Annotated in this window: 13 protein-coding genes; 10 read left to right on the forward strand and 3 right to left on the reverse strand. The window is 44.9% G+C overall.

Going from position 1 to position 24,756, the window contains the following annotated elements:
• Positions 1–183: 183 nt before the first annotated feature.
• Positions 184–1,053, reverse strand: coding sequence for an AraC family transcriptional regulator (locus L6I86_RS25005; protein ID WP_236291123.1), 870 nt, complete (start codon positions 1,051–1,053; stop codon positions 184–186).
• A gap of 144 nt (positions 1,054–1,197) precedes the next feature.
• On the opposite strand from L6I86_RS25005, the gene L6I86_RS25010 reads away from it, so the two are divergent.
• Complete coding sequence (locus L6I86_RS25010; RefSeq protein WP_236291124.1) at positions 1,198–3,180, forward strand: glycoside hydrolase family 127 protein; 1,983 nt, start codon at positions 1,198–1,200, stop codon at positions 3,178–3,180.
• Between the two features lie 335 nt (positions 3,181–3,515).
• On the opposite strand, the gene L6I86_RS25015 is transcribed toward L6I86_RS25010, so the two are convergent.
• Complete coding sequence (locus L6I86_RS25015) at positions 3,516–4,382, reverse strand: phytanoyl-CoA dioxygenase family protein (protein WP_236291125.1); 867 nt, start codon at positions 4,380–4,382, stop codon at positions 3,516–3,518.
• 140 nt (positions 4,383–4,522) lie between these two features.
• Between L6I86_RS25015 and L6I86_RS25020 the strand changes: the two genes are divergently transcribed.
• The 5 genes from L6I86_RS25020 to L6I86_RS25040 all read left to right on the forward strand — a co-directional run bounded on the left by L6I86_RS25020 (position 4,523) and on the right by L6I86_RS25040 (position 16,790).
• On the forward strand, positions 4,523–5,377 hold the full coding sequence (locus tag L6I86_RS25020) for an AraC family transcriptional regulator (protein ID WP_236291126.1): 855 nt from the start codon (positions 4,523–4,525) through the stop codon (positions 5,375–5,377).
• A 226-nt stretch (positions 5,378–5,603) separates the two neighbouring features.
• Positions 5,604–9,113 carry an S-layer homology domain-containing protein gene (locus L6I86_RS25025; RefSeq protein ID WP_236291127.1) on the forward strand — a complete coding sequence of 1,170 codons (3,510 nt, stop codon included), beginning with the start codon at positions 5,604–5,606 and terminating at the stop codon, positions 9,111–9,113.
• Positions 9,114–9,257: 144 nt separating this feature from the next.
• Positions 9,258–11,207, forward strand: a complete 1,950-nt coding sequence (locus L6I86_RS25030; RefSeq protein WP_236291128.1) for a glucosidase family protein — start codon at positions 9,258–9,260, stop codon at positions 11,205–11,207.
• 176 nt (positions 11,208–11,383) lie between these two features.
• Entirely contained in the window at positions 11,384–12,094 is a 711-nt protein-coding gene (locus tag L6I86_RS25035) for a YebC/PmpR family DNA-binding transcriptional regulator (protein WP_056613021.1), read from the forward strand.
• A gap of 406 nt (positions 12,095–12,500) precedes the next feature.
• Positions 12,501–16,790, forward strand: a complete 4,290-nt coding sequence (locus L6I86_RS25040; RefSeq protein WP_236291129.1) for a S8 family serine peptidase — start codon at positions 12,501–12,503, stop codon at positions 16,788–16,790.
• 12 nt (positions 16,791–16,802) lie between these two features.
• Here the strand turns inward: L6I86_RS25040 and L6I86_RS25045 are convergent, their stop codons facing one another.
• A complete protein-coding gene (locus L6I86_RS25045) occupies positions 16,803–18,035 on the reverse strand; it encodes a helix-turn-helix domain-containing protein (RefSeq protein WP_236291130.1) in 1,233 nt (410 codons plus the stop codon).
• A 320-nt stretch (positions 18,036–18,355) separates the two neighbouring features.
• Here L6I86_RS25045 and L6I86_RS25050 point away from each other — a divergent pair, with 320 nt between their 5' ends.
• The 4 genes from L6I86_RS25050 (at position 18,356) to L6I86_RS25065 (ending at position 24,740) form a co-directional block, all read left to right on the forward strand.
• Positions 18,356–20,068, forward strand: coding sequence for a type 2 periplasmic-binding domain-containing protein (locus tag L6I86_RS25050; RefSeq protein WP_236291131.1), 1,713 nt, complete (start codon positions 18,356–18,358; stop codon positions 20,066–20,068).
• A 174-nt stretch (positions 20,069–20,242) separates the two neighbouring features.
• Positions 20,243–22,015: a sensor histidine kinase gene (locus L6I86_RS25055; RefSeq protein ID WP_236291132.1), complete on the forward strand. Its 1,773-nt coding sequence runs from the start codon at positions 20,243–20,245 to the stop codon at positions 22,013–22,015.
• Between the two features lie 33 nt (positions 22,016–22,048).
• On the forward strand, positions 22,049–23,716 hold the full coding sequence (locus L6I86_RS25060) for a response regulator transcription factor (RefSeq protein ID WP_236291133.1): 1,668 nt from the start codon (positions 22,049–22,051) through the stop codon (positions 23,714–23,716).
• 133 nt (positions 23,717–23,849) lie between these two features.
• Positions 23,850–24,740: an ABC transporter permease gene (locus tag L6I86_RS25065; protein ID WP_420851927.1), complete on the forward strand. Its 891-nt coding sequence runs from the start codon at positions 23,850–23,852 to the stop codon at positions 24,738–24,740.
• Positions 24,741–24,756 lie beyond the last annotated feature (16 nt).

Genomic DNA, 24,756 nt, shown 5'->3' on the forward strand with positions numbered 1-24,756 from the left:
TTGTACCTTTGCCGTTGTTCACCCATTGTGAACACCTCCTCGTTGTATCTATTATCTTAAATCTGTTAACGAGGTGTCCACTTTTTATTCTAGTTGCAACGGAGGTCTTATGCGTTGAAATTCGCCCGTAGTATTGAGAATAGACAAGCTATGTGTGCTTATTTAACTTCGAATTACATGCCATCATAGTGAATACTGTTTACGGAACCGAAGCGGCGAGATGCCTGTAGCTGCTTTGAAGCAATTGGAGAAGTAAGGCGCATGAAGAAAACCAATATGATCGGCAATTCGCGCGATGGACCACTCTGTTTTAATGAGCAGCAGCTTCCCCTGCTCAATCCGGTAGTCGTGTAGATAGGCCATTGGTGTGCAGTCATAGATTTCTTTCATACATCTGACGATATAATTCGGATGAAAATGAAACTCTTCAGCGAGTGAGCTATTCGTCACATCGGATTGATAATGTTGGCGCAAATACGCTTCGACCTTGTCGGCGAGTATCAGGGCAGGTGACGCATCGTTACGCGACTGTCCAGCATCAAGGAGACGTAGCAGTTCCATGAAAAGCTGCTGCTCACTCCAATAGGTTTCTGAACGATGATGAGCCGAGTCGGTCAACAGCTTGCGGAGATGCCGCTCGGCAAGCGCGAACTCGGGTGGAGTGCAATATTGGGGGATGCGGATCCGATACGGATTTTCCCAAGATTTCCGAACTTGCTGCGGGTAAACAGTCCCGAGATCCTGATCCGATGTTTGCTGCCAGACACCATGAAAGTCAAAATGAATCCAATAGAAAACGGTCTCTGTATCACAGCCTTTGACGGGATAATGGTAGCGATCTGGCAGCAGTAATAACGCTTGGCCTTCTGTAACCTCCCACTCCTTGTCATCCTCACCGATGTATAAAGTCCCTTTGGTTACCCAGAGAAGATCAAAAATGCCTAGATTGCGTCGACTGGGGTGCATTTCGCCTGGACGGTAGGTGGACAAGCCAATCATGAGGTAATAGGGCAGTGGTGGTAGTTCCATCCAGATATGGCTAAGTTCACTCATCCTTTTCCCTCCTTTATGAAGTGTTAAATTTTATATAAAATAAGTTGTAATTATTCATAGTTTCTCTTTATTTATAAGGATAAACTGTAAATAGCTGATAATCAAATGTTATATAAAATTGGATCACAAGAGGAGAGTTTACATATGGTGAATTCCACACACAAGCAGGCTGCTATCACGAAGATACGCATACAAGATGATTTCTGGAATCCATTTATGGAGCTTGTACGAGGCACTGTAATTCCGTATCAATGGGATGCCTTGAATGATGCGATTGCTGAAGCAGAGCCTAGTTATGCCATTCGCAATTTCCGTATTGCAGCAGGGCTCGAAGAAGGAGAGTTTGGCGGTTTCATTTTTCAAGATAGCGACCTTGCCAAGTGGCTTGAAGCGGTGGGGTATTCACTGGCGAACACGCCGGATCCTACGTTGGAACAAACGGCGGATGAGGTCATTGATTTGATTGCCAAAGCGCAACATGAGAACGGTTACTTAAATACGTATTATACGATCAAGGAGCCAGGTCAGGCATGGACGAATTTGTATGAAGCACATGAATTATATTGTGCAGGTCACATGATGGAGGCGGCTGTTGCTTATTACAATGCAACGGGAAAAAGAAGGTTGTTAGATGTCATGTGCAAATTCGCTGACTATATTGAAACGATTTTCGGTCGTGAACCTGGTCAGATCAGAGGCTATGACGGCCATCAAGAAATCGAGCTTGCACTCGTTAAGCTTGCTCAAGTAACGGGGGAAGAACGCTATGTGAAGCTGGCGCAATTTTTCATAGATGAGCGCGGTACGGAACCGAACTTTCTAGTTGAAGAATGTAAAGTAAGAGAAGGTTTTAGCTATTGGACGCAAAAGAAGCAACCGATTCCGACAGTAGCGCAAATGGCGTACAATCAAGCACATAAGCCGGTTCGCGAGCAGGAAGTGGCCATCGGACATTCGGTGCGTGCTGTTTATATGTATACAGCTATGGCTGATCTTGCCAGACTGACGGGAGATCAAGAGTTACTCACAGCCTGCCGCCGCTTATGGGATAACACAACCAAGAAGCAGATGTACATCACAGGGGGAATAGGCGCAACACATCACGGTGAAGCTTTCACCTTCGATTATGATATGCCTAACGACACGGTTTACGCTGAAACGTGTGCCTCAATTGGCCTCATCTTCTTTGCTCAGCGTATGCTGCAGCTAGAAGCGAAGAGTGAGTATGCGGATGTCATGGAGCGCGCGTTGTACAACAACGTAATTGGCAGCATGTCGCAGGATGGCAAGCATTATTTCTATGTGAATCCGCTGGAGGTTTGGCCCAAAGCATCGGAGTTAAACCCAGGTCGCCATCATGTCAAAGCAGAACGGCAGAAGTGGTTTGGCTGCTCCTGCTGTCCTCCGAATGTGGCACGCTTGCTTAGTTCATTGAACAGTTATATCTTCACGTCTTCACGAGCGTTAAATACGGTCTACACGCATCTGTTTATCGGCAGCGAGGCTCGCTTTGAGCTTGCTATTGGCGAAGTCGCCTTTACCCAGCAGTCAAAGCTTCCATGGGAAGGTTATGTCAGCATAGAGCTAACGTTGGCTCCGCAAGACCCGTTTACACTTGCGCTGCGCATCCCATCCTGGAGCCAGGGTGGAGCGGTTATGAAAATTAATGGTGTACGGACAGCTTATGAGATAGTGAATGGTTATGCATCCGTTGAGCGGCAATGGGTACAAGGGGATATTGTGGAGTGGGAGCTTACGGTCGAGGCGCAGTTGACGATCGCTCATCCCGCAATCCGAGCTAATGCTGGCAAAGTTGCAATTGAGCGCGGACCTCTCGTTTATTGTCTGGAAGAAGTGGACAATAGTGCGCCTCTAGCGACCGTATCAATTGATGCCATGCAAAAGCTGCAAATGAATTACGATGCAGATATGTTAGGCGGAGCCGTGGTGATTGAAGCAGAAGGCCATGCCAATGAGTCTGCTTCTTGGTCGGAGGATACGCCGTACCGTCCATTCGCACAGCAGGATGTTTCACAACGAGTGAAGCTCAAGGCGGTGCCGTATTATCTCTGGGGCAATCGAGGAGTAGGCGAGATGGCAGTTTGGATTCGCAAGGGAAGCGTGTAAACCCTTGCGAATGTTGCGAGTCCTTCGGGGATGAATCCGAAGGACTTTTTACTGCGCTAGCGCGGGAAACACGCGGATCTGGTGTTGGACGTTTTGACCGATACAGTAAATAGATGGAAAAAAGGTAGTTATTTTCTTAGAAATTAAAGGTTGAGAGGGATTACCTGTATTTCCTACAGCTAATTTCATGACTTTCGGCCAGATGAGCGTATTTCCAGGATTTAAGCTGTATATTTTCCAGTTAAAATCATTTTCTTGTGAAAAGTGAAGGATTTAACTGGAGGTTTTCCAGCTATTCCAGACCATCACTAGCATAACCCAACCGCATCTGCCACTTATTCCTCATGCTCTGGTCTTCCGGCAAGCCAATCCTCCAGCGTAGCCACACGTGATGGGAATTTGTAGCTTCTAGCTAGGAAGCCAACCCCATGCTGAACCATAGGATCTTGATCTGTAGGCTGATAGCGCAGATCAACACTCCAGCGAACCGTATCGGACATATTCGGAGTGGACATATGAAGGCAACGATCGTTGAACAGAATTGCGCTTCCTGCGGGGACAGGCAGGGCAACGGTTTCTGTTTTGCCAAGTTGACTATCTTTGAGCGCTGTATAGCCTGTTCCCGTGTGGGTTTCACGATGCCACTTGAGCACACGTTTGCGATGTGTCTGCGGCTTGATATGGAGGCATCCATTCACTCCATTGGCATCGACAAGTGGGATCCAGACGGTAATAACGGGATTCGCATTCGCATCCGGCCAATACGATTTATCTTGATGCCAAGGAACTGCGCCAGCTGCTACTTTCGGGACCTTCGGCCGCACATTATATACCGGATTAGCGAATAGCTCTCCGCCAATTAACGATTCTACCGCGTCCAAAATTTTCGGATTGCTCATCAAGGTGAAGTAACCAGGGATGCGGTCGCGCCAGCTTCTGCCGTATTTCAAGAAGTTTTCGGCGGACAAATCCTGAAATAGCTCAGCTAACCGATTTGGAAATGGCCGATCTTCAAGCTTATCCGTAATAAGTCCATCCGCGAACAGTTCGTCCGCAATCATCGACACCTTCTGAGTCATCGCATCACGTGCAGAGGCCAAATCTTCTTCTGATAATAACTGGGGGATGATGAGATAGCCCTGTTCCTCATAAAACTGTGATTGCTCCTTAGTTAAACTTCCGCTTCCATTTTGCTTAATCAACCTACTCACCCTCCAACAAGTGTTGTAATATAGAAAATATAACATGTCATATGCTTATTGTATTTGCTTCTGTGTTCGTCTATTGATCAATTCTTCCGGTCATTCATATCGTCAATTTACTTTCGATTGCGAGGGTTATTATGACTTCCTTAACTGCCATTAGTCCCTATGTAAGAGTAGGACATTATTATCAATTTCCAGTCGAACGAAACCAAGCTGAGATGGGCAGAATCGGGTATTGCTATGCCTTTCATTTCGTTGCCGGAGGCAAAGGGACGATCAGCGCCAAGGGGAAAACATATCCGGTGAAGAAAGGTGATCTGATCTATTTTCCACCTGAAGTGGGTCACTCCTTTTACGCACATCCAGATCAACCGTTAGCTACGTATAACTTATATTGTGATTTATGGAATTATCAATTGAGAAGCAGTCAACATCTCGTTTGGGACGAGTCTGACTTTAATCGTGACTTGCTAACGCACATTGTTCCGTGTTCAGAGCTGGACATGCTACCTGTCGTTACGCCTATCCAGCATGATGCTTCGCTTGGGCAATTATTCATACATGCCGTGACCCAGTCGAGGAAAAGTGACCACTATTCCGAATTAATCGTAAGCAATCTCCTTAAAGCGTTTCTTCTATCACTTGTACAAATTGCTTCAACGCCACACTTCATCGATTACCGAATTATTCCGATCATCGAGCGAATGGACAAGGAAGCGAATGCAAGTCGAGGTTATGATGAATGGATGAGCCAATGTGGGCTTCGGAAAACGCAATTCCATGAGCTATTCAAGCAAGCAACAGGAATATCGCCCAAAGCATACTGGACCAAAGCCATTATGAGGCAAGTGGAAGCAGCCCTGTGGGAAAGCAACCGTTCCATAACGGCCATTGCGGAGGATTTCGGGTATTCTTCAGTCCATCATTTTACCAAACAATTCACACAATTTCATGGTGTTTCACCAACGGAGTTCCGGAGGAGGAAAAATTAGAGTTTATATGCGATATGGTTCCTGTACCATAAGTTAGTTCAATATAGACGTAAATAACTAGTATGTTACGATTTCTCCGATAAACTATAATTTGTCTTAGAAATGGAAGGAGGGACTGCCAATTTGGTAAGCGCTTGCATTTGAAAAAGCGGGTTGATTGGAAGCAGTATGCAATGATTTTCGAATTCGACTAAGGAATGATGGAGGAAAAATGAAAACAAACGTTATGAAGAAAAAGTTATCCGCAGTCATGGTATCCGTCATGATGTTCTCACTGTTTGCTTCCGTCGATTTTGCTTACGCAGACGCCACTACACCAACTACTTCAACTACAACGGCAACGACCCCAGCGACAACAACGATGGACACGGCATCCAAGTTTAAAGCTCTCAAAGACAAAGGCATTTTCGATGGTTCCGACGAATCAGGGTCAGCTGAACTCGATAAAGAGGTGACACGGGCTCAGCTTGCCAAAATCTCCGTTTTGTTGAATGGTCTAAAGGAAGATGTTCCTTCAAGCGCCACATATACAGACCTAGGTGAAGCAAGCTGGGCGGCAGGTTATATTGGAGCAGCAACCAAAGCGGGCTATATGCAAGGTGTGGAGAAAGATCGGTTTGATCCAGCCGGCTTAGTCACAATTGAACAAGCAGCTTCTGTACTTACACGTGTTTTCAAGCTGGAGGCAGATGAAACCGATACGGCCAAAGTGAAGGGCATCGTGTCCGATTGGGCGAAAGTGAATGTGGCTTCTGCCATCAAAGTGGGACTCTTAGCTGACATGGCTGATTTCACCAAAACAGTGAATCGCGAGCTGCTTGTCAATGCCGCTTACGCGGCGTATCAGCTGATTCAAGCCGGAGGTCCCGCCCTGTCCAAAGTTTCTGTGGCTGACTTTAAAGCTACGGGCGCTAAAACACTCGTGGTCAAATTGAATGGCTCAATCGCTGATACGAGTAAGTTAACGGTTTCCGTTCTTCGTGGCTCTATTACAGGATCAGCAGTTACAGGTGCTCAGAAGTGGAATACCAACAAGAACGAAGTGACGATCACGTTGGATACGAAAATGACAGAAGGGCTTTATACGGTAAAGGTTGAGGCTGTCAAAGATGGCGGATTAACTGTGGATAAAGGCACGGCAGAAGTGTCTGTTGGCAACGAGAAAATCACGCAAATTGATTTCACGACACCGTCGGATAAAATTGCGCAAGGGAAAGTCAAACTTACTTTTAAAGCTGTGAATCAGTACAAGGAAGTGTCCGATCTGAGTGCAGCCGTATTTACCATCCATACAAGTCTAGATGGCGATGCGATACCTGCGGGTGATTCACAGTCAGTCATGCTTGATGTTACCCATGCCGTCTACAGCAACAAGCTGCGTCAAGACTCGCAAGTGATTGTCACCATCATGGCTCCGGATTACTCCGTGACAGCCAATAAGACATTTACGGTTGGTGAATTGCAAACGGTTAGTAAAGTTGAACTGAGCGATGTTGTTTATGTGAGTGGGAAGACGAAATTCGAGGCTGGTGATTTGGTTGCGCTTCCTTACAAGGCTTATGACCAATATGGTTATCCAGTTACGGATTTGGATATTTTAACAAACAGCACGTTAACAAGTTCCACTGCAACGGGTGTGATCGACATGTCTGCAACAAGTCCTGCAAGAGGATTTGACTTTATTGCTGACGAAACCGGAGATGGCATACCCGAGTTGAAGGTCAAAGCTGCTTATAGCTTTACTAATTTCAGCATCCAGGATGTCACGCTTACGTTGACGGGACTTGGATCAGGCCAATCCGTTTCAAAGGTGTTAAAAGTGGCTGCTTCCAAAGCGCCTTATGAGATTAGCATAGGTAACTTCCCGAATACTGTAGCCGTAGGTGACGAGGACTTCTACTTGCCAATCGTTGTCAAAGACCAAGGCGGAACGATTCTTACGACAGATGAAGTTGTAGAAAATGCCGATAAGATTAATGTGTTTGGTTTTTCAAACGGCAATATATCAGTTGGCGCCAAGGATTCACTTGGCAGACTAATTGGCGGAATCGAGAAGAGTGGTGCAAATAGAGGTACAATTCGCGTCTCCGATTTAAAAACGTTATCAGACATAAATAAAGGTCCGTTAACAATTAAAGCTTCGCTCCTCACAAGTGAGAAAACGGCTGTGAATAGCACGAATATTGTTGCCAAGCGTTTTCCGAAAACTGTGTACTTCTCCGTTGTACCGAAACCTAAGATGCTTCCTTCACTCGAAATGGTGAATGGAAGAACGGAGAATGCGTTCCGTTTGAAGTTCAAAGATCAGTATAATGAGGATTTTGATCGAGATTACCGAGGCTATTCGATGAAATTATCTTTTGCCAAAACGTCTGGTACGGTTACAGATGCAGTTTATGTACTCAGAGGAAGTACAACTGCCTTCTTGGACACAACTAAAACATCTTTTATCGTAAGGGGTGTAGATGGTACGGTAGAAGGTTATGACTCAGGTAAAGTGTCAACTGATTTCGGTTATTATCGGGATCGCGATTTCTTCTTTATTGCCAAGGTTGGCGATAACAATGAAGGTACGTACCAGGTTACAGCTCAGTTGTATAAAGGGGATGAGGCTGCGGTTGCCGCAGGATCAGCATCCTTAATGTCAACAGCCATTGGTACGACGCAGCTTCTGAAAGGTCGAGAAGCCAATAATTTGGTGTATACACTGACACCATTTGCTAATGGCATTTATGCTGTCGATAAGGTGAAGGATACGCTGCAAGGCTCACTGACGAATGTCATTAATAACGTTTATTCAACAGAAGGTGTATCTTTAGAGAATATGTTTTCGGGTAAAGTTGTACTCACGGCCAAGGATGCTAACGGCAATATTGTTCAGCTCCCGAATAACACGATTCAACAGTTGAAATCGGTCACGACTTCCAACACGAGAGCTTCTTCCATTGTGAATAAGCCACGAGCTGATGGTGCTGTTGCAAACGCTTTTGACGGGTATGGGATTCGTGGTAAGGATGTTGGAACAACTAGCATATCCGTGCTATTCAAGCCATCAAACTACACGGGTAATAAAGTGGCTTTCCTCGATAACATCGCCATTAAAGATGATCCATTAGTCGTTAGCTCACTAACAGCAACTTATAATGGGAAAGCTAGAATTATGGGATTGTCGCAGTTGAAAGCAGGCGTTAACATTTTTACAGGTAATACCATCGATACGGTGGCCAAGAAATTGCTGCTGAAACAAACGTTTAGCAATATTACGCTAATGGATCAATATGGCAACAATGCCTTTAAAAACAGTTCTGTGATCCGTGTAGCACCAATTTTCGGTATTCAAATCTTTATTAGCAATGTCAAATGGACGAATGATAACATTGTACCAGATTCAGGATATCTTGCAGTTGAATCCAATATTACAGGTGTTAACAATGTGAATGGATTGTCGAATCAGCCTTATCCTTTAGCAGGAGATGAAACGGCTGGCTATACCTATCCATCAACAGACGCGGATATTGGTGCAACCGCTGGCGGTAAAGTCGATCCTACCGACTGGGTATTCTCCACGATCAATAGTAAGGTCAGATTATATCGCGGAGATGCGAAGTATATCTACAAACCAGCAACATCAGCGATTGATGGAACACCTGTCGAGGTGGCTTCCTTCACAGCAACGATGATTACAGCTAACGGGAAAAGCATTTCGGTTGATGTGTACCCGGATCCATCGAAGTAATGTAACGACCGTTCCTTGGTATTCTACCAGGGAACGGTTTTTTAATTTTTTAAGACCAATGCTCATCACCTCTTGGCAGTCAAGTTGTCATAGAAGTTATCCGCGTGAAGTAAGGATAAATAGACCAGAAAGGGGCGAGAAACGATGCGAACAACGGATTCAAATGAGTCCTCCTCAGAGGCAAACATACGTTGGCATTTAGGTGAAGGAGCAGGAATCGTCTGGGACATTCATCTCGGACATCTTGCCCACCAGGATCATGTCGAAATGAGTGGGAAAGAGATTTCCCTCATCGTGATGTACGGTATAGATTCGGAAGGTGGCGTTATTTTAAAGCGCAAAGTCGTATGGCCAGGCTTGCGCACGATTCCGAATGATACGCATGCTAGTTTAATGGAGGCATTTGGACAGGAGCTTATGCCGAGTATGCGTGTTGGGGGTCAACCTGTCCAAGAAAAACTGTTCAAAATTACATTCGACGGGATTCTGCATATGGCTTCTGTTTCCGATCAAGGCGTTCTGGTTCGTAGAACTGTATTTCCGACGAGAGATAAACCGTATGCGCTTGAACGCGTTCAAGTTCAGAACATGACGGAGGACTCTGTGCAGCTCGAAATAGGGCGGATAGCACGTGTATACTATCGAAGAGGTACCAAAGGGGTCTATAAGGTGGAAACGGGACATGACGCGCCGTCAATCATGGAGCTGAGAGCGGGTGAGACGCTGGAATTCAAGAGTTGGATCTGTGCTTCGACATTGCAGGGATCCTATGAAAGTCTCGACGTGTTATACGAGGAAAGGAAGCGGCGGGAATTCTTGAAGGAGATCGGTTCGTCATTGCAGCTTGAAACGCCAGAGCCTCATTTGAACCGAATGTTTGATTTGGCCAAAATCCGTGCGGCGGAGAGCATTTTTCGCACCAAGTGCGGTTTCATGCACTGTCCCGGTGGCGGATCCTACTACGCGGCCGTATGGACGAACGATCAAGCGGAATATGCGGGTCCATTTTTCCCTTTTTTAGGCGAGCAAGATGCAATGGAGGCATCCTTAAATGCCTATCGACTTTATATGCCGTTCATGGGACCTGATTTCCATCCCATACCATCCTCTATCATCGCCGAAGGCGTAGATATTTGGGAGGGGGCGGGAGATCGAGGGGATGCAGCGATGTACGCCTATGGTGCGGCGCGGTTTGCACTGGCAAGCGGCAGCTTGCAAATAGCTGAACAGTTGTGGCCAGCTATCGAATGGTGTTTGGCATATTGCCGGCGGAAACGAAACCAAGCTGGCGTTGTCGCATCAGATTCGGATGAACTGGAGAATCGCTTTCCTAGCGGTGACGCCAATCTGTTCACATCTTCACTTGCATACGGTGCTCTTCTTTCGTCCGCTCACCTTGCGCGAGCAGTCGGGAAAGCAGATCAAGCTCCAAGCTTAGAGGAAGAGGCGGCTGAACTGCGACAAGCGATTGAAGCCCATTTTGGCGCAACTATTGAGGGATACGAGACCTATCGCTATTATGAAGGAAACGACATTCTGCGTTCGTGGATTTGTGTACCTCTAACAATGAATATCTTAGATCGCAAGGAACAGACGATTGCAGCCTTATTCTCTTCGCGATTGTGGGTAAACGGCGGACTTGTCACGCAGGCGGGGGAAACTACTTACTGGGATCGCTCCACTTTGTATGCACTACGGGGCATTCTCTATGCGGGCGAAATAGAGCTTGGGATCACATATCTGCTCGAATATTCGCGGAACAGATTGCTTGGTGAACATGTTCCCTATGCGGTTGAGGCATTTCCCGAAGGTAATGGGCGGCATCTCTCTGCGGAAAGCGCACTTTACGCACGAGTCATTGTTGAGGGCTTATTCGGCATCGTGCCCACGGGTCTTCGTACCTTTTCCTGTTCGCCTCGAATGCCTGAACACTGGGACACGATGGCGCTGCGTTCAATCCGAGCGTTCGATTCTTGTTTCGATCTAGTCGTTACCCGTGGTGACGAAGGGGTATTAATAACATGTGTGACACCCGAAAAGCAGGAAATTTATCTATGGGATCAAGATGGCCCGATAACCATTCATCTGCGGTAAAAAAGGAAAGCCGAAGGGTCACTTCAAATAAAAATCGTTTGAAATCTTCCCTACAACGCTCGAAGTTTGGTATTATCTATAATGACAAAATCATCAAGACCTATGGAAATATTTTAATTTCGCATGAAAATAGGTTATGATAGGGAATGACATCATAATAGAAAGTGGGATCCATAGTGGGACGTAAATGGAATAACATAAAAGAGAAGAAAGCTTCGAATGATGCGAGTACGAGTCGCGTGTACGCGAAGTTCGGCCTTGAAATTTATGTAGCAGCACGCAAAGGTGAGCCAGACCCGGAATCAAACCGTGCGTTGAAAGTCGTTCTTGAACGCGCCAAAACGTATAATGTACCGAAAGCGATCATTGACCGCGCGATTAACAAAGCCAAAGGCAGCTCTGATGAAATTTATGAAGAGCTTCGTTATGAAGGCTTTGGACCTAACGGCTCTATGGTTATTGTGGACACGCTAACGAATAATGTAAACCGTACCGCGTCAAGCGTTCGCGCCGCATTTAGTAAAAACGGTGGTAACATGGGAGTAACGGGTTCGGTTGCTTACATGTTCGATGCGACAGCAGCGATCGGTATTGAAGATAAAAGCATTGATGAGATCATGGAGATTCTGATGGAAGCGGACGTAAATGTTCGTGATCTTCTTGAAGAAGAAGACATGGTCATGGTGTATGCAGAGCCCGAGGAATTCCACGCCGTTCAAGAGGCGCTCAAAAAGGCTGGCATCACGGATTTCGCAGTTGCGGAGTTGACAATGATTGCTCAAAATAACGTCACGTTATCTGATGACGCACAAGTTCAATTCGATAAAATGATTGACGCTTTGGAAGATTTAGAGGATGTTCAACAAGTGTATCATAACGTGGAATAGGCAAAATTCAGAAAAAGCAGTGCGAGATCTAGCCCTCGCCCTGCTTTTTATTATGGCATGAATTCGGCCATCAGGATAGATTTGACATTGGTAATTGTTGGTAGGGAGCAATTCAACATATACGAGATTCAATAGTGAAGGAAAAGCATAAAGTTACCGACTTCATTGATAGGGGAAATATTCCAAGTAATAATGAATCAATCGCTTGCGCCTCTAGCATTTAGGGGCGCATTTTTTTGTATTATATGGAAATTCCCCCATGCGTACATTACTTTTTTAATCCGAAAATGCTGAAAAACGGCCTAAATTCCCCCCATTTACGTCTTTTTGATGTGCATGTAGACTAACTCTATTAGCGGATTACCTATTTAATAATAGAGAGTAAATAACAGTGAGGAGAGAAATTATGCGTATAAGTAAATGTAACCAAATGACCTTAAAAGCTTTAGCTGGTTTGTTAGTCGTATCATCATTTCTTCCTTATCAAGCATTTGCTAATAGTCCTTCTCCACATCCAGAGAGTCTATTAAAAAATCTATCGATTGAGCAAAAGAAAGCGCTAACCGAAATTCAAGTTGGACGACCTGTCATTTCGCCAGAAATCAATTTGAAGAGTGCTGCACTGACTAATGTCATTATTGAGTTTAAGCAGGCTCCTGCTAAGGTAGAAGTGATTAAGCAAGCGGCAGAAGGCATTCACATCTCACCTACAGCCGCGCAAGCTCATGCAGAAGAAAATCATGAGACATTTAAAAAATTTGTGCAAAAAAAGCAAGGTAAGACGCCATCTATTCCTGAAATTAATCCATTCGTTATTGGTGAAAAGAACATACAAATTACAAGAGAGTATCACCATGCATTTAACGGCGTAGCCATGACACTGCCAGGTTCTGATATTGAATCGTTATTGCAATCAGGCGTCGTAAATCGAATTTGGAAAGATAACGTCGTTAAGCTTGATCCGAAGGAAGCGGCCTTGTCATCTGCTCAAATTGAAGCACTGATCGAGCGACAAACCGATGAGAATCGTATTCCTTTAGATGGTATTGACCTTCTTCACGATAAAGGTATTAAAGGGACAGGGATCAAAGTTGGTGTCCTTGATACCGGGATCGACTATAATCATCCTGATTTAAAGGATGTGTATAAAGGGTATAAGGCTCAACGGAATGTTGATCCGAAGTCAATAGATCCAACAACAGTTAAGGGATGGGACTTCATCGATAACGATGCGGATCCTATGGAAACGACATACAAGGATTGGGAAGAGGCTGGAAAACCAGAAGGAGCTACTTATTTCACTTCTCATGGAACTCACGTATCGGGAACGATCGCTGGCCAGGGAAGCAATAACGTTGCTTCTCCCGCTTTAGGCGTAGCGCCGGAAGTTGATCTTTATGCTTATCGTGTATTAGGTCCCTATGGCAGTGGAGCTGAGAGCGGCATAATTGCAGCCATTGATAAATCTGTTAAAGATGGGATGCAAGTCATTAATTTATCCTTGGGAGCCACATACAATGATCCACTAGCACCTGAATCTACAGCAATTAACAACGCAACCCTCTCTGGCGTAGTTTGTCTTGTGGCTGCTGGTAATTCAGGACCAAATGAGAGAACCGTAACTGTACCTGGCGTAACAGCGCTTGGGATTACAGTTGGAGCAAGCAATTTCTCCATGTCCATCCCAACCGTATCTGCGACTGTCTATTCGACCGTTGCTACACAACTTCCGGATATGAAGCTGCTAGCCAAAAATTATACGGATAACCTTGAGGATTTAACAGGACAGACATTCCCGATTGAATTCGCGGGACTAGGTATGACGAATGACTTTGAAGGCAAGGACTTTACGGGGAAGGTTGCTCTAATTCAACGTGGGGAAAATGCTTTAGATGAAAAAGTCGTTAATGCGAGAGCGGCTGGAGCGAAAGCGGTTCTCATGTTCAACAATGTCGATGGCGAAATTCCGCATTATACAGGGCAAGGTCCTAAATTTATCCCTTCTTTCCGGTTAACCAAAGCGGAAGGGGAGTTCTTATTAGGATTGGATAGTTTGCCTACGATTACGTTTGGTCATGTTAGCAGTTTGGCAACAGAAGGTAATCAATTAGCAGATTTTAGTGGAAGAGGACCAGTCAATACGAATTACGACATTAAACCCGATGTAATCGGGCCGGGTGTGGCTGTTTACTCCAGCTACCCAGAATATATCAATAGTCCAGAAGATGGGATAGATTATTCGTCTGCCTATGCTCGTATATCTGGCACATCAATGGCTACGCCGCATATGGCAGGTATTGCCGCACTGATTTTGCAAAAAAATCCTACGTTCACGCCTTTTGATGTAAAGGCTGCACTGATGAATACCGCAGATGCGCTGAATGGTACATATTCCGTTTATGAAGTGGGTGCGGGATTAGTTGATGTTGTCGAAGCGGTGTATGCGACTACTTCTGTTAAAGTAATAGATAAGACACTAAACGTAAACAATGAGGGCGAATTAGTCGAAATCGAAGATCCAACCGGCTCCATATTTTTCGGGAACCACGCGAAAGTTGCTAATAAAGCCGTTGAAGAGAGCAGACGTCTGAGCATTCAAAACAGAAGCGTCGAAAATAAACAATTTACGTTCTCCGTTGAGTATCTGCCGGCTAAGCCTGGTGTACCGAATGCTGTAGCAAATGGTGTTACGGTTACGGTTCCAAACACGGTGAATGTGGCAGCCAATCAGTTGTTCGATCTGACAGCGAGCATTCAGGTGCCGGCCCATGCGGCATTAGGCAGATATGAAGGATATATTAACATTGTGAGTGCAGATGCTACACAAACAGTAGAGAAATATCGAATTCCTTTCGCTGTTCGTGTCGTTGAGCCAGGAATTGAGTATATCCAATTAAGTAATCAGGCCATTATGACGGATATTCCTGAGATCATGCATCCATTTCAAGAAGACCCAATTAAAATATTGTTCTTTAAATTAAATAGTGTTATTCAAACCATCGATGTGCTCATTTCGGATAAAAACGGAAAAGTGTTGGGAAGTGCTAATGGTGGTACGGTTAATGCGGTTGATGCGCCATTAGACCAAGATATATATATCTACCCCGTTGGCGGATGGGTGTATCCTTTAATAGGAGAACCTACTAATCCAACCATTAGCCCTGATGCTGTCAACTTACCTGAAGGTGCTTATACAATCAAGATGATTGCCACGGAAGCGAATGGTCACACATTTACAAAAGAACAAGATTTTGTTGTTGATAATACATTACCTGAACTCAAATTCCTTGATTACGCGCCAGGAGTTTATGAAGTTAGTGATGATATGTATACAGTTGAAGAGATAGATGGAAAAAGCCATCGTGCGCTCTGGGTGCATGCCAACGTACATGATACAGCGATTGAATCATTGGCCTCATCAAATATCACGCAATCCGCTAATCATTTGTACTATTATGAAAATCAAAATGTTTTCCCTGACGGAGAATTCCCAATTCAGGCGAACGGGAATGTGAAGTTCGGTGTGACGCCAGAGGATATACAAGATCATCCGTTAACGATGAATGTATTCCCTATTGATATGGCCACAAATGCTCGTCTGATTCGAGATTTCCGTCACTATGGATTTATCAAAGCGGGCTCGGCATATGTTGTACCGCAGTATAACAAGAAAAAAGTGTATCTTGGTGATGAGATTACCATGACCTTAAACTTAAATAATGTTGAAAAGCTAATCTCAGGTCAATATACAGTAGATTACTATAAGCATTTTAAATTTGTAGATGTCAAGGTAAATCCTGCTTTTCAAAAAATAGCTGCCCAAAAAGGCCTGAAGGTGAACGTGGACAAGCCAGTTGTAACGGACCACGATGTGTACGAATCGAAACAAATGGTGAAAGTTGGAGCAACCATTTCGGGTAACAATTTCCATGGGTTTGATGGAGACAGTGCCTTCCTTGATGTCACGTTTAAATTAGTGGATGATAAGTGGTTTGGGGTAATCAAAGATACGATGAATATCGAGCAAAATATTGAAGAGTTTTTCTACAAGAAATATGGTGAAACTGTACAAACGATAGCACCTGTGTTTAATCAAATCAATGGATTTGATATTATTCCGAAACACTCAACAATTTCATCGGTAACTTGGGCGGAGGCCTTCCTAGATGAGAATGGTTACTTGGATTGGACGAAGGATTTAAGTGAAATTGGCTCAAAAGTGTTTGCGAAATCGGTTGATGGCAAAACGTATGAGGGAATTGTTGATCCAAACGGCGTATTTTACATGGATAATCTCCCTGTCATGAAACAAGCTTATGAGGTCATTGTAGAGGTCCCAGGGCATTTGAGAAGTAAATTTTCGGTCCAATTGAGTAAAACAGAAGGTGGCGAGCTGATCGGGACAAATCAAATGCTTGGACAATTACAACCGATTAGCTACGCCGGAGATGTGAATGGTGATGGGATGATCGACATTGAAGATCTCAAGAAAGTCGCCAACGCTTTCGGAAAATCCTCCAAGAAAGAGGATATAAATCAAGATGGAACCGTAGACGAGAAAGAAGTTCGTTACATTGAAAAGAACTTCCTGAAGATGGACCCTGATGTGAAAGGTAAGAGTAAACCGAAAGAAAAAGACGGGAAAAAGGATTTGGCTTATTACTTGAATGAAGTCGGTCTTAAGCCAATTAACTAGATTACAAGAAACTCAATTCACTTTATTCAGCACAATGTTTGCGATCTCCAAAGCTTTATCGGGTTGATTCGTCTTCATGTAAAAGGCAAATAATTCCTTCTCCGAATTTTGGATGAGATATGTATTGCCCGATTCTCTAAATTTAGGTAGAGCTATATCACTTAAATAGAGATGATACTCCTGTTCCCTATTCTGTATCAAGAGAAGGAGGAGCTGAAGCAGATGCATATAGAAGATTTCCTTCAGCTTCTTGGCCAGGGCTAGTCCATCTTTGGTGATTTGCATTAATTCTTCACTTGGCAGTAGATTCCCATGTAAACAACTTCGAATATATCCCTCCAAAGAAAGCAGGTAACCGCCTGTTTTCTTTTCTTTTAAATTCATCGATTGCTGGTAGTACTTGCTGGCGAGCTTATAATTTTCTCTTCTCATGTACTCATAAGCCAAATTGTGTAGCACTCTTGCTTTACGAACAGGTGCTTGGCAGATATCACAGCTTTGAATCAGCTTCTCAAACCGTCGAATGGTTTCTTTGAAATCGCGGCTTTTCTCATCTTTGACTTGAATCAGCATCAGCATTTCGGCATCGATAATTCTTAAGAAGCTATTGATCCCTTTGAAAAAAGCAAGTGATTTCTCCGCATAGAAGTAAGCCATGACAGGTGATTGAATGGCGTGATAGGCTGAGGCTAAATGATAGTAGTACTCGGGATTATTGTAATCCTCATGAACAATCGCCGTTAACGTATCAATGGCTTTTAAGTACTCTTGTTTCGCCATATAGTACATCCCCATGACATGTTTGTATAAATTACTTTCATACAGGGGAAGTTGCTGAACATCCTTATGGAAGATCTTAATTACCTTATAGGCTTTATCAGCTTGGTTGTGCATCAAATAGTAGCGGGCCTTCAGCAAGTTGTAAAGGGGTTGGTAGTCTGAGAGTTGGATTAGCGGTTCCTGTTCCAGTTCTTCATACAACATAGCCATTTCCTCAAATAGCTGCTCAATAATAACGTCATGCCAATAATGAAGACGTGTTCTTATATTTTTAAGCCGAATGGCTTCTAATGAAATATCGATTTGCAGTCGTTTAGACAGAAAGGTGATAATCTCTGGTGAATATTCAGTAGATCCGCGTTCAATTTTACTAATATGCGTGTCAGAGCAAATACCTCGCCCCAGTTGCTCCTGCGTTAATTGGGATTTCTCTCGATAGAATTTAATAATTTTCCCTTCATACATACTAAATTCCCCCAAGTTTCGTCGAAAGTGATTACGATCTCATTGTACATTAAAAAAGGTGTAGAGGCACATTCGGTTTGTTGGTAGAAATTTCCATAACGTGGGCTTTCATAGTACATTTTCCTTCTTGCCGTTACTTTGATGGTTAAGACGATCCCTCCCATTGCCATCCCCCTGGGCCATCATTTATCCTAAAGAGATACAAAGAGCGTAATAAAAAGCAAGGTTCGCAAGAATGTCCCGTTTCGAGCTATGCTCGAGTGATTCTATAATGAAAACGTATCCAGTTGGAATATTAGGTGAACGAGGGGGAAATGGCCATGAAGCAAGGGAGAAAATACGGGGCGGTTTCAATAGGCTCCATGATGTTATTATCAGTTGTCGCAAGTGCATGCAGCAATTCGACGGATCAACCAGAGGCATCCAAATCCGCAACAGCAGCGGCATCGGCTAGTCCGGTGGCTGCTCAAACGGCGGCAGTGAAAGTAGACCCGTTGGCGAAATATGATCCGCCAATTGAAGTGACGACGGTGAGATCGGTGGACGCAACTTTCAAATATGCAGCTGGCGATTCGATCGACAGCAATATCTGGACCAAAATTTTCGAACAAGACTACGGGATTAAAGTGAAAAATTCGTGGTCGGTTGATTCAACGCAGTACCATCAGAAGCTGAATGTGTCTATCGCATCGGGCGATATTCCAGATTTCCTTGAGGTGAATAAAGAGGAAATGAAGCGTTTGGCGGATGCGGGTCAGTTAGAGGACTTAACGAAAGTATGGGCACAATACAGCTCGCCGTATTTGAAAGATATGTTGAACCAAGATGGTGGAATCGGGATTAAGGCAGCTACAATTGACGGCAAAATGCTTGGCATTCCTCACACGTTCAGTAACGGCGGTATCAGTACAGCTGAAATGATCTACGTACGAACGGATTGGTTGCAGAAGCTGAATTTGCCTGAGCCCAAAACGATGGATGATGTGATTAAAATAGCAACTGCATTTGCCAAACAAGATCCAGACGGAAATGGGAAAGATGATACGATCGGGCTTGCGGTAAATAAAGATTTCTGGGATTATGGACACGGTTCATTGCGTGGCTTCTTTAACGGCTATCATGGTTATACCGATATTTTCATTAAGAATCCATCAGGTAAATTGGTATATGGTTTTGTTCAAAAAGAACTAAAAGCGCCTTTAAAGAAGCTCCAAGAGCTCTATAAGGATGGCGTGCTTGATAAGGAATTTGGCGTTAAACCGCCAGCTAAAATCCAAGAAGATGTAGCAGCGGGACGTGTCGGGCTTGCCTACGGACTAGTGTCAGATGGCGGCTATATCCAGAAGGAGAATCACACGAAGGATCCGAAAGCGCAATGGAAAGTGTTCCCAATTGTTTCTGCGGATAGTCAGCCAGCTGTACCACAGCTTTACGACACAGCTGGTACATTTTATGTGGTGAAAAAAGGATCGAAGCATCCGGAAGCGGCTATTAAGTTAGCGAATATCTATATCAATCGTTTTTACGAAAAATCGTATGCACCGGATCCTAACCCATTCATTACCGATTCGAAAACGGGGATTATGGCAGCGAAATATGCGCCAGTTACGATGGATTCGCTGAATACGAATTTAGATGCCTATCACCAGGTGCAAGAATCTTTAAAGACCGGTGATGGCAGTAAACTTGGATTCCCAGCCAGTGTTCATTTTGATCGCATGACGAAGTTTAAAGCTGGTGATGACACCATGTGGTTTAGCAATATCGTGATGGGCGATGGCGGTAGTTATAGTGTTATTGATCAATATAACAAAGCGAAGATCGGACAATATAATTTGTTCCTAGCTCCAGCAACGCCGACGATGTCCGAGAAGCTGCCGACGTTGAAGAAGAAAGTGGCTGAAACGTTCACCAAGATCATCATGGGTGATTCATCCGTCGATGAGTTCGACAAGTTCGCTGAAGAGTTCCAAAAGCTTGGCGGCGATAAAATCGAGCAAGAAGTAAACGATTGGTACGCGAAGAACAAATAGGTTGATGACGAGCTGCCCCGTAAGTAGAGGAATCTACTGGCGGGGTATTTTGCCCTAGGATGGGACAATTTTATCATGCTTGCTTTTTATTATCTTATGGCGTCACTCATATATCCAATCTGCTCAATCTTTTGTATAGTGAGAAAAAGGGCGTTTGGGTGGGGAGATATGCGGATGGCAGGGAGACAGCGACGGTTCTCGATACTTGGCAAATTAATAGTGACTTTTCTCATCGTGCTCTCACCTATGTATGTGATCGGGACACAGATTAATGAATGGGGTGCGGGGCTTGTCCGCAAGGAAATTTCCAAATCACTCGAGTCCCAAATTCAGTTCTATCGCTCATCACTTGAGAATGAAATCGACAGAATGGGACGTATTCAACGGCAATTCATGAATGACGAAGACTTGGAAGCGCTCAGTGTGACGGCCGATAGTTTAACGGAATATCAGAAGCTTGTTATTTTGAAAAGGTTTCAGCAACGCCTCGTCCTATTAAAGGAATCGAGTATGTATATCGAGCGGGCAAGTGTGTATATTCCGCCTATTAATAAAATTATTTCATCTACGGAGTTAGCCGACAGCTTACCTCGAGAGCGTCTGGATCGATTAAAACAGGATTCGTTCTCGCATAAAGGATTATTTTATCGCGACAGCGATCATCTTTACTTACGTGAATATTATCCCAACAACCAGTTGGTGGAAGGGCGCGACCCAATGTTCGTCCTGGAACTGGAGCTTTCCATGCCCGCCATGCAATCGTATTTAGCGCAGATTTCTAATTATGACCAGGGCGGCGCAGCGATCGTGAAAGCAGATTGGGATATCGTCCATACGCAAAATAAAGAGGCCTACGCCCTTATTCGTCAGACCGTTCGGGGGCAATTGTCCGCGTTGCAGGACAATTCTTTACAGATCGTTCAAGCAGCCAATGAGCTTATCAAAATCGGGAATCAGCGTCTTCTCACAGTTTCCAGCTATTCACCGGCACTAGATCTGATTTTGGTTGCTTTTGTTCCGGAAAAGGCTGTGATGGGGCCGCTGGATCATTATCAGGTTTATTTATATCTCATCTCCTTATGTGCACTTATTGTCATTATTTTGTTCTCTATCTATGTGTATCGCATCATTCATCGCCCGCTCAGCAGGCTTGTCCGAGCCTTCCGCAAGGTGGAATCCGGTGATCTGCAAGTCGAGCTAACCTATAAAAGCAGTGATGAATTTCATTATTTGTATGCCCAATTCAATAACATGGTCGCTCATTTGAAAAAACTGATTTTCGAAATTTACGAGCAGAAAATTCGTACGCAGCAATCCGAACTGAAACAGCTGCAATCGCAGATCAATCCGCACTTTTTATATAACAGCTTCTACTTATTGTATCGCATGACGAAAGCGCAAGATTTCGAGAACTCGACCCGATTCACCAAATATCTCGGCGATTATTTTCAGTACATGACCCGAAATGGCAGTGAGGAAGTCCCGTTGGAGCGGGAGTTGAGCCATGTTCGTGCTTTTGCTGAAATTCAAACTATCCGGTATATGAACCGGATTTCGTTTGAAATGGAGCCTTTGCCAGAGGAATGTAAGCAAATGCTTGTTCCACGGTTGATTTTACAGCCAATCGTGGAGAATGCGTATCATCATGGATTTGATCAGGACCATCATGAGCGTCATCTGCGGATATCGACCAGATGCAAGGAGGACGATGACGGAGAGAGGTTTGTTATCATCCAAGTTGAGGACAATGGCAAAGGGATGACCGGCGAGGAACTGCGAAATTTTCAGGCCAAAACGCAAGAAGGGCAAGCGACGGAGGAAGTAACGGGGATGTTGAATGTGCATCGACGCTTACAATTACGGTTTGGTGAGAAGGCCGGTGTACGGATTCTCCAACGAGAGGAAGGCGGTTTGATCGTTTCAGTCGTCATTCCATTCGTCGAATAAGGGATTCAATTTGCAAAAGGAGGACGTGATGTCATGCTGACAATGATGATCGTGGATGATGAGCCGCTGGCCGTTCACTATTTGACAGAAACTTTGCTTGAGCTGGAAGACATGGATTTCGAGATGTTGAAAGCTCACTCCGGCAAGGAAGCGATAGAGAAGATGGAAGCGGGGAAAGTGGACATTCTGCTCACGGATATTCGGATGCCGGGGATGAGTGGGATGGAGCTTGCCGATTATACCCGTAAAAGATGGCCGCGCTGCCGCATCATTTTCTTGACGGGCTTTGATGATTTTGCCTATGCCCAGACAGCAATTCGTAATGGAGGCATTGATTTCGTCCTCAAAACAGAGGGTGATGAGGCTATCGTTACAGCGGTGCAGAAGGCGACGCAGGATATCGCGCTTGAAATCAACCGTGAAGAGATTCTGAAGCGCTCCAGAGAGCAGCTGCACGCCGCATTGCCAACGATTCGCCGCGATTACCTGCGGCAGCTCGTGCAAGGCGAGTCCGAATCGCTCGCCGTCAGGGCTCGCAGGTTCGAGGAGCTGGGTATCGACCTGCACGCAGGGAGTCCTGTGCTCCTCGTCATCGGACGATTGGATGAATGGGGGTCCTTCGCCGCGCCATCGGATCAATCGCTTCTGTTCTATTCCGTACATAATATAGCGGAAGAATATTTGAACGGCTCACTAAACATGATAGCGCTTCCGTATGATCGCAATCGGTTTATTTGGCTCGTTCAACCAACCGAGCCTACCGATGACGGGCAAGAAGAACAAGCGATTCGTACGCTTTCTGGCAGCGTAGAGCTTGTTCAGGCAGCCTGTCGGCGGCATCTGAAGGTGCCGGTTTCCTTCCTGCTGGCCTCTAGCTTCTGCACATGGGAAGCGATGATGCAGCGGATTGAGGCCATGAAGCTGCAGTTGGCCTATGGCATCGGGAAAGGCCATGAGATGCTGCTAACCGAGCAGCGCAGGGAAGACAAAGAAGAACTGCGCTCTAGTAAGCAATTCTATGAAGAGCAGGATTTGCGTATTCATCTGCACAAAATGGATCTGTTGGAGACCTATTTGGATAACGGTGAAAAAGAAGGGTGTGAGCACCTATTTGGTGAGGTCGTTAAGGCGATCAAATTGTTATCGCACAACGATGCGGGTGAGGCGCTCGCCTATGAGGCGTTCTCGCAACTTGCTGCGTTTCTTTTAACGTATATCAATAAGCGTCATTTGATCGCGCAGCTTGGTGAATCGTTCCGGATCGAAGAGATTCTGAATCCTTTTCAGCATAATAGTACGGTAGGAGCCGTTCAATTTCTGGCGGGTATCGCGTTGTCGCTGGCGGACTATAACGGGCTGAAAAAGGCCGAGAGAACTACGGATATGATCGGTCAGATTCATCATTATGTGCATGCATTTCTACAAGAGGAGCTATCGTTAACGCGCCTAGCAGAGTTGGTGTATTTGAGTCCACCATACCTTTCTCGGATGTATAAACAAACAACAGGTCAAGGTCTGCTTGATTATATTACGGATGTGCGTATTCAGCGGGCAAAGACCCTATTAATGACGACGGAGCACAAAATCCATGAGATCGCAGCGATGGTCGGTTTGGAGTCTGCACCTTATTTCACAAGACTATTTAAGAAGATTACGGGTCTTACACCACAGGTGTATCGCGACTCTCGATTAACTGGTTAATATAAGGCAAGAGCCGCAATAATGTCCCGTATCGGTGGCATGTTCGTTAATTTTATAATAAAGACATGGAAGAGGTTGGCGATAATCCAGCTTCTTTTTTTTCATCCGGTAAGGGGGAGAACATGTGAACAGAATGAAATGGAAAGCGCAAATGCCCCTGCATTTGATGCTCATTCCCGGATTGATTGCCATCCTTATTTTTCAGTATTATCCGATGGCCGGCATTGTCATTGCGTTCCAGAAATACATGCCAACACAGGGGCTTTTTCATTCCAAATGGATCGGGCTGGATAACTTTCGATATGTGATGGAGTTGCCAGATTTCTATCGCGTGCTTTGGAATACGATCTATATTGCACTCATGAAAATTATTGTAGGTCTGATCGTGCCGATTGTCATTGCTATTCTATTGAATGAAGTTCGAAAGAATGCGGTGAAACGTATTGTTCAGACGCTGGTTTATCTGCCGCATTTCCTTTCGTGGGTCATTCTAAGCGGGATCCTATTGGATGTCCTCTCGCCAAAGGAAGGGATCGTTAATAGCGGGCTTCGTGCCTTGGGGATGCAGTCGATTTTCTTCTTGGGAGACAATCATTGGTTTCCGATCACCTTGGTACTGACGAATGAGTGGAAGGAATTCGGTTTTAGCACGATTGTGTATTTGGCAGCGATCCTTGGGATTAACCCAGCGCTGTATGAGGCGGCGACGATGGATGGTGCGAATCGGTGGAAGCAAACCCTACACATTACCTTGCCTGGGATGGCTCCAATCATCGTCCTGCTGGCGACACTTAGTATCGGAAATGTGCTGAACGCCGGGTTCGAGCAGGTATTTAATTTGTACAGCCCTATCGTATATGAAAGTGGAGATATCATCGACACCTTCGTGTATCGGATTGGGATGATCGATGCGCAATACGGGGTGGCAACCGCTGTCGGACTCTTTAAGTCACTCGTTTCACTTATTCTTATTGCACTCTCGTATACGATGGCGTATCGGTTTGCCAACTACCGCATTTTCTGAGGGGAAGGAGGAAATA

Origin of the sequence: Paenibacillus allorhizoplanae, from assembly GCF_927798215.1 — a bacterium.
GTDB classification, from domain to species: domain Bacteria; phylum Bacillota; class Bacilli; order Paenibacillales; family NBRC-103111; genus Paenibacillus_E; species Paenibacillus_E allorhizoplanae.

Coding starts and splice junctions, on each gene's coding strand:
- L6I86_RS25005 (WP_236291123.1), bottom strand. CDS start 1,053: ATGAGTGAACTTAGCCATATCTGGATGGAACTACCACCACTGCCCTAT.
- L6I86_RS25010 (WP_236291124.1), top strand. CDS start 1,198: ATGGTGAATTCCACACACAAGCAGGCTGCTATCACGAAGATACGCATA.
- L6I86_RS25020 (WP_236291126.1), top strand. CDS start 4,523: ATGACTTCCTTAACTGCCATTAGTCCCTATGTAAGAGTAGGACATTAT.
- L6I86_RS25025 (WP_236291127.1), top strand. CDS start 5,604: ATGAAGAAAAAGTTATCCGCAGTCATGGTATCCGTCATGATGTTCTCA.
- L6I86_RS25030 (WP_236291128.1), top strand. CDS start 9,258: ATGCGAACAACGGATTCAAATGAGTCCTCCTCAGAGGCAAACATACGT.
- L6I86_RS25040 (WP_236291129.1), top strand. CDS start 12,501: ATGCGTATAAGTAAATGTAACCAAATGACCTTAAAAGCTTTAGCTGGT.
- L6I86_RS25045 (WP_236291130.1), bottom strand. CDS start 18,035: ATGTATGAAGGGAAAATTATTAAATTCTATCGAGAGAAATCCCAATTA.
- L6I86_RS25050 (WP_236291131.1), top strand. CDS start 18,356: ATGAAGCAAGGGAGAAAATACGGGGCGGTTTCAATAGGCTCCATGATG.
- L6I86_RS25055 (WP_236291132.1), top strand. CDS start 20,243: ATGGCAGGGAGACAGCGACGGTTCTCGATACTTGGCAAATTAATAGTG.
- L6I86_RS25060 (WP_236291133.1), top strand. CDS start 22,049: ATGCTGACAATGATGATCGTGGATGATGAGCCGCTGGCCGTTCACTAT.
- L6I86_RS25065 (WP_420851927.1), top strand. CDS start 23,850: ATGAAATGGAAAGCGCAAATGCCCCTGCATTTGATGCTCATTCCCGGA.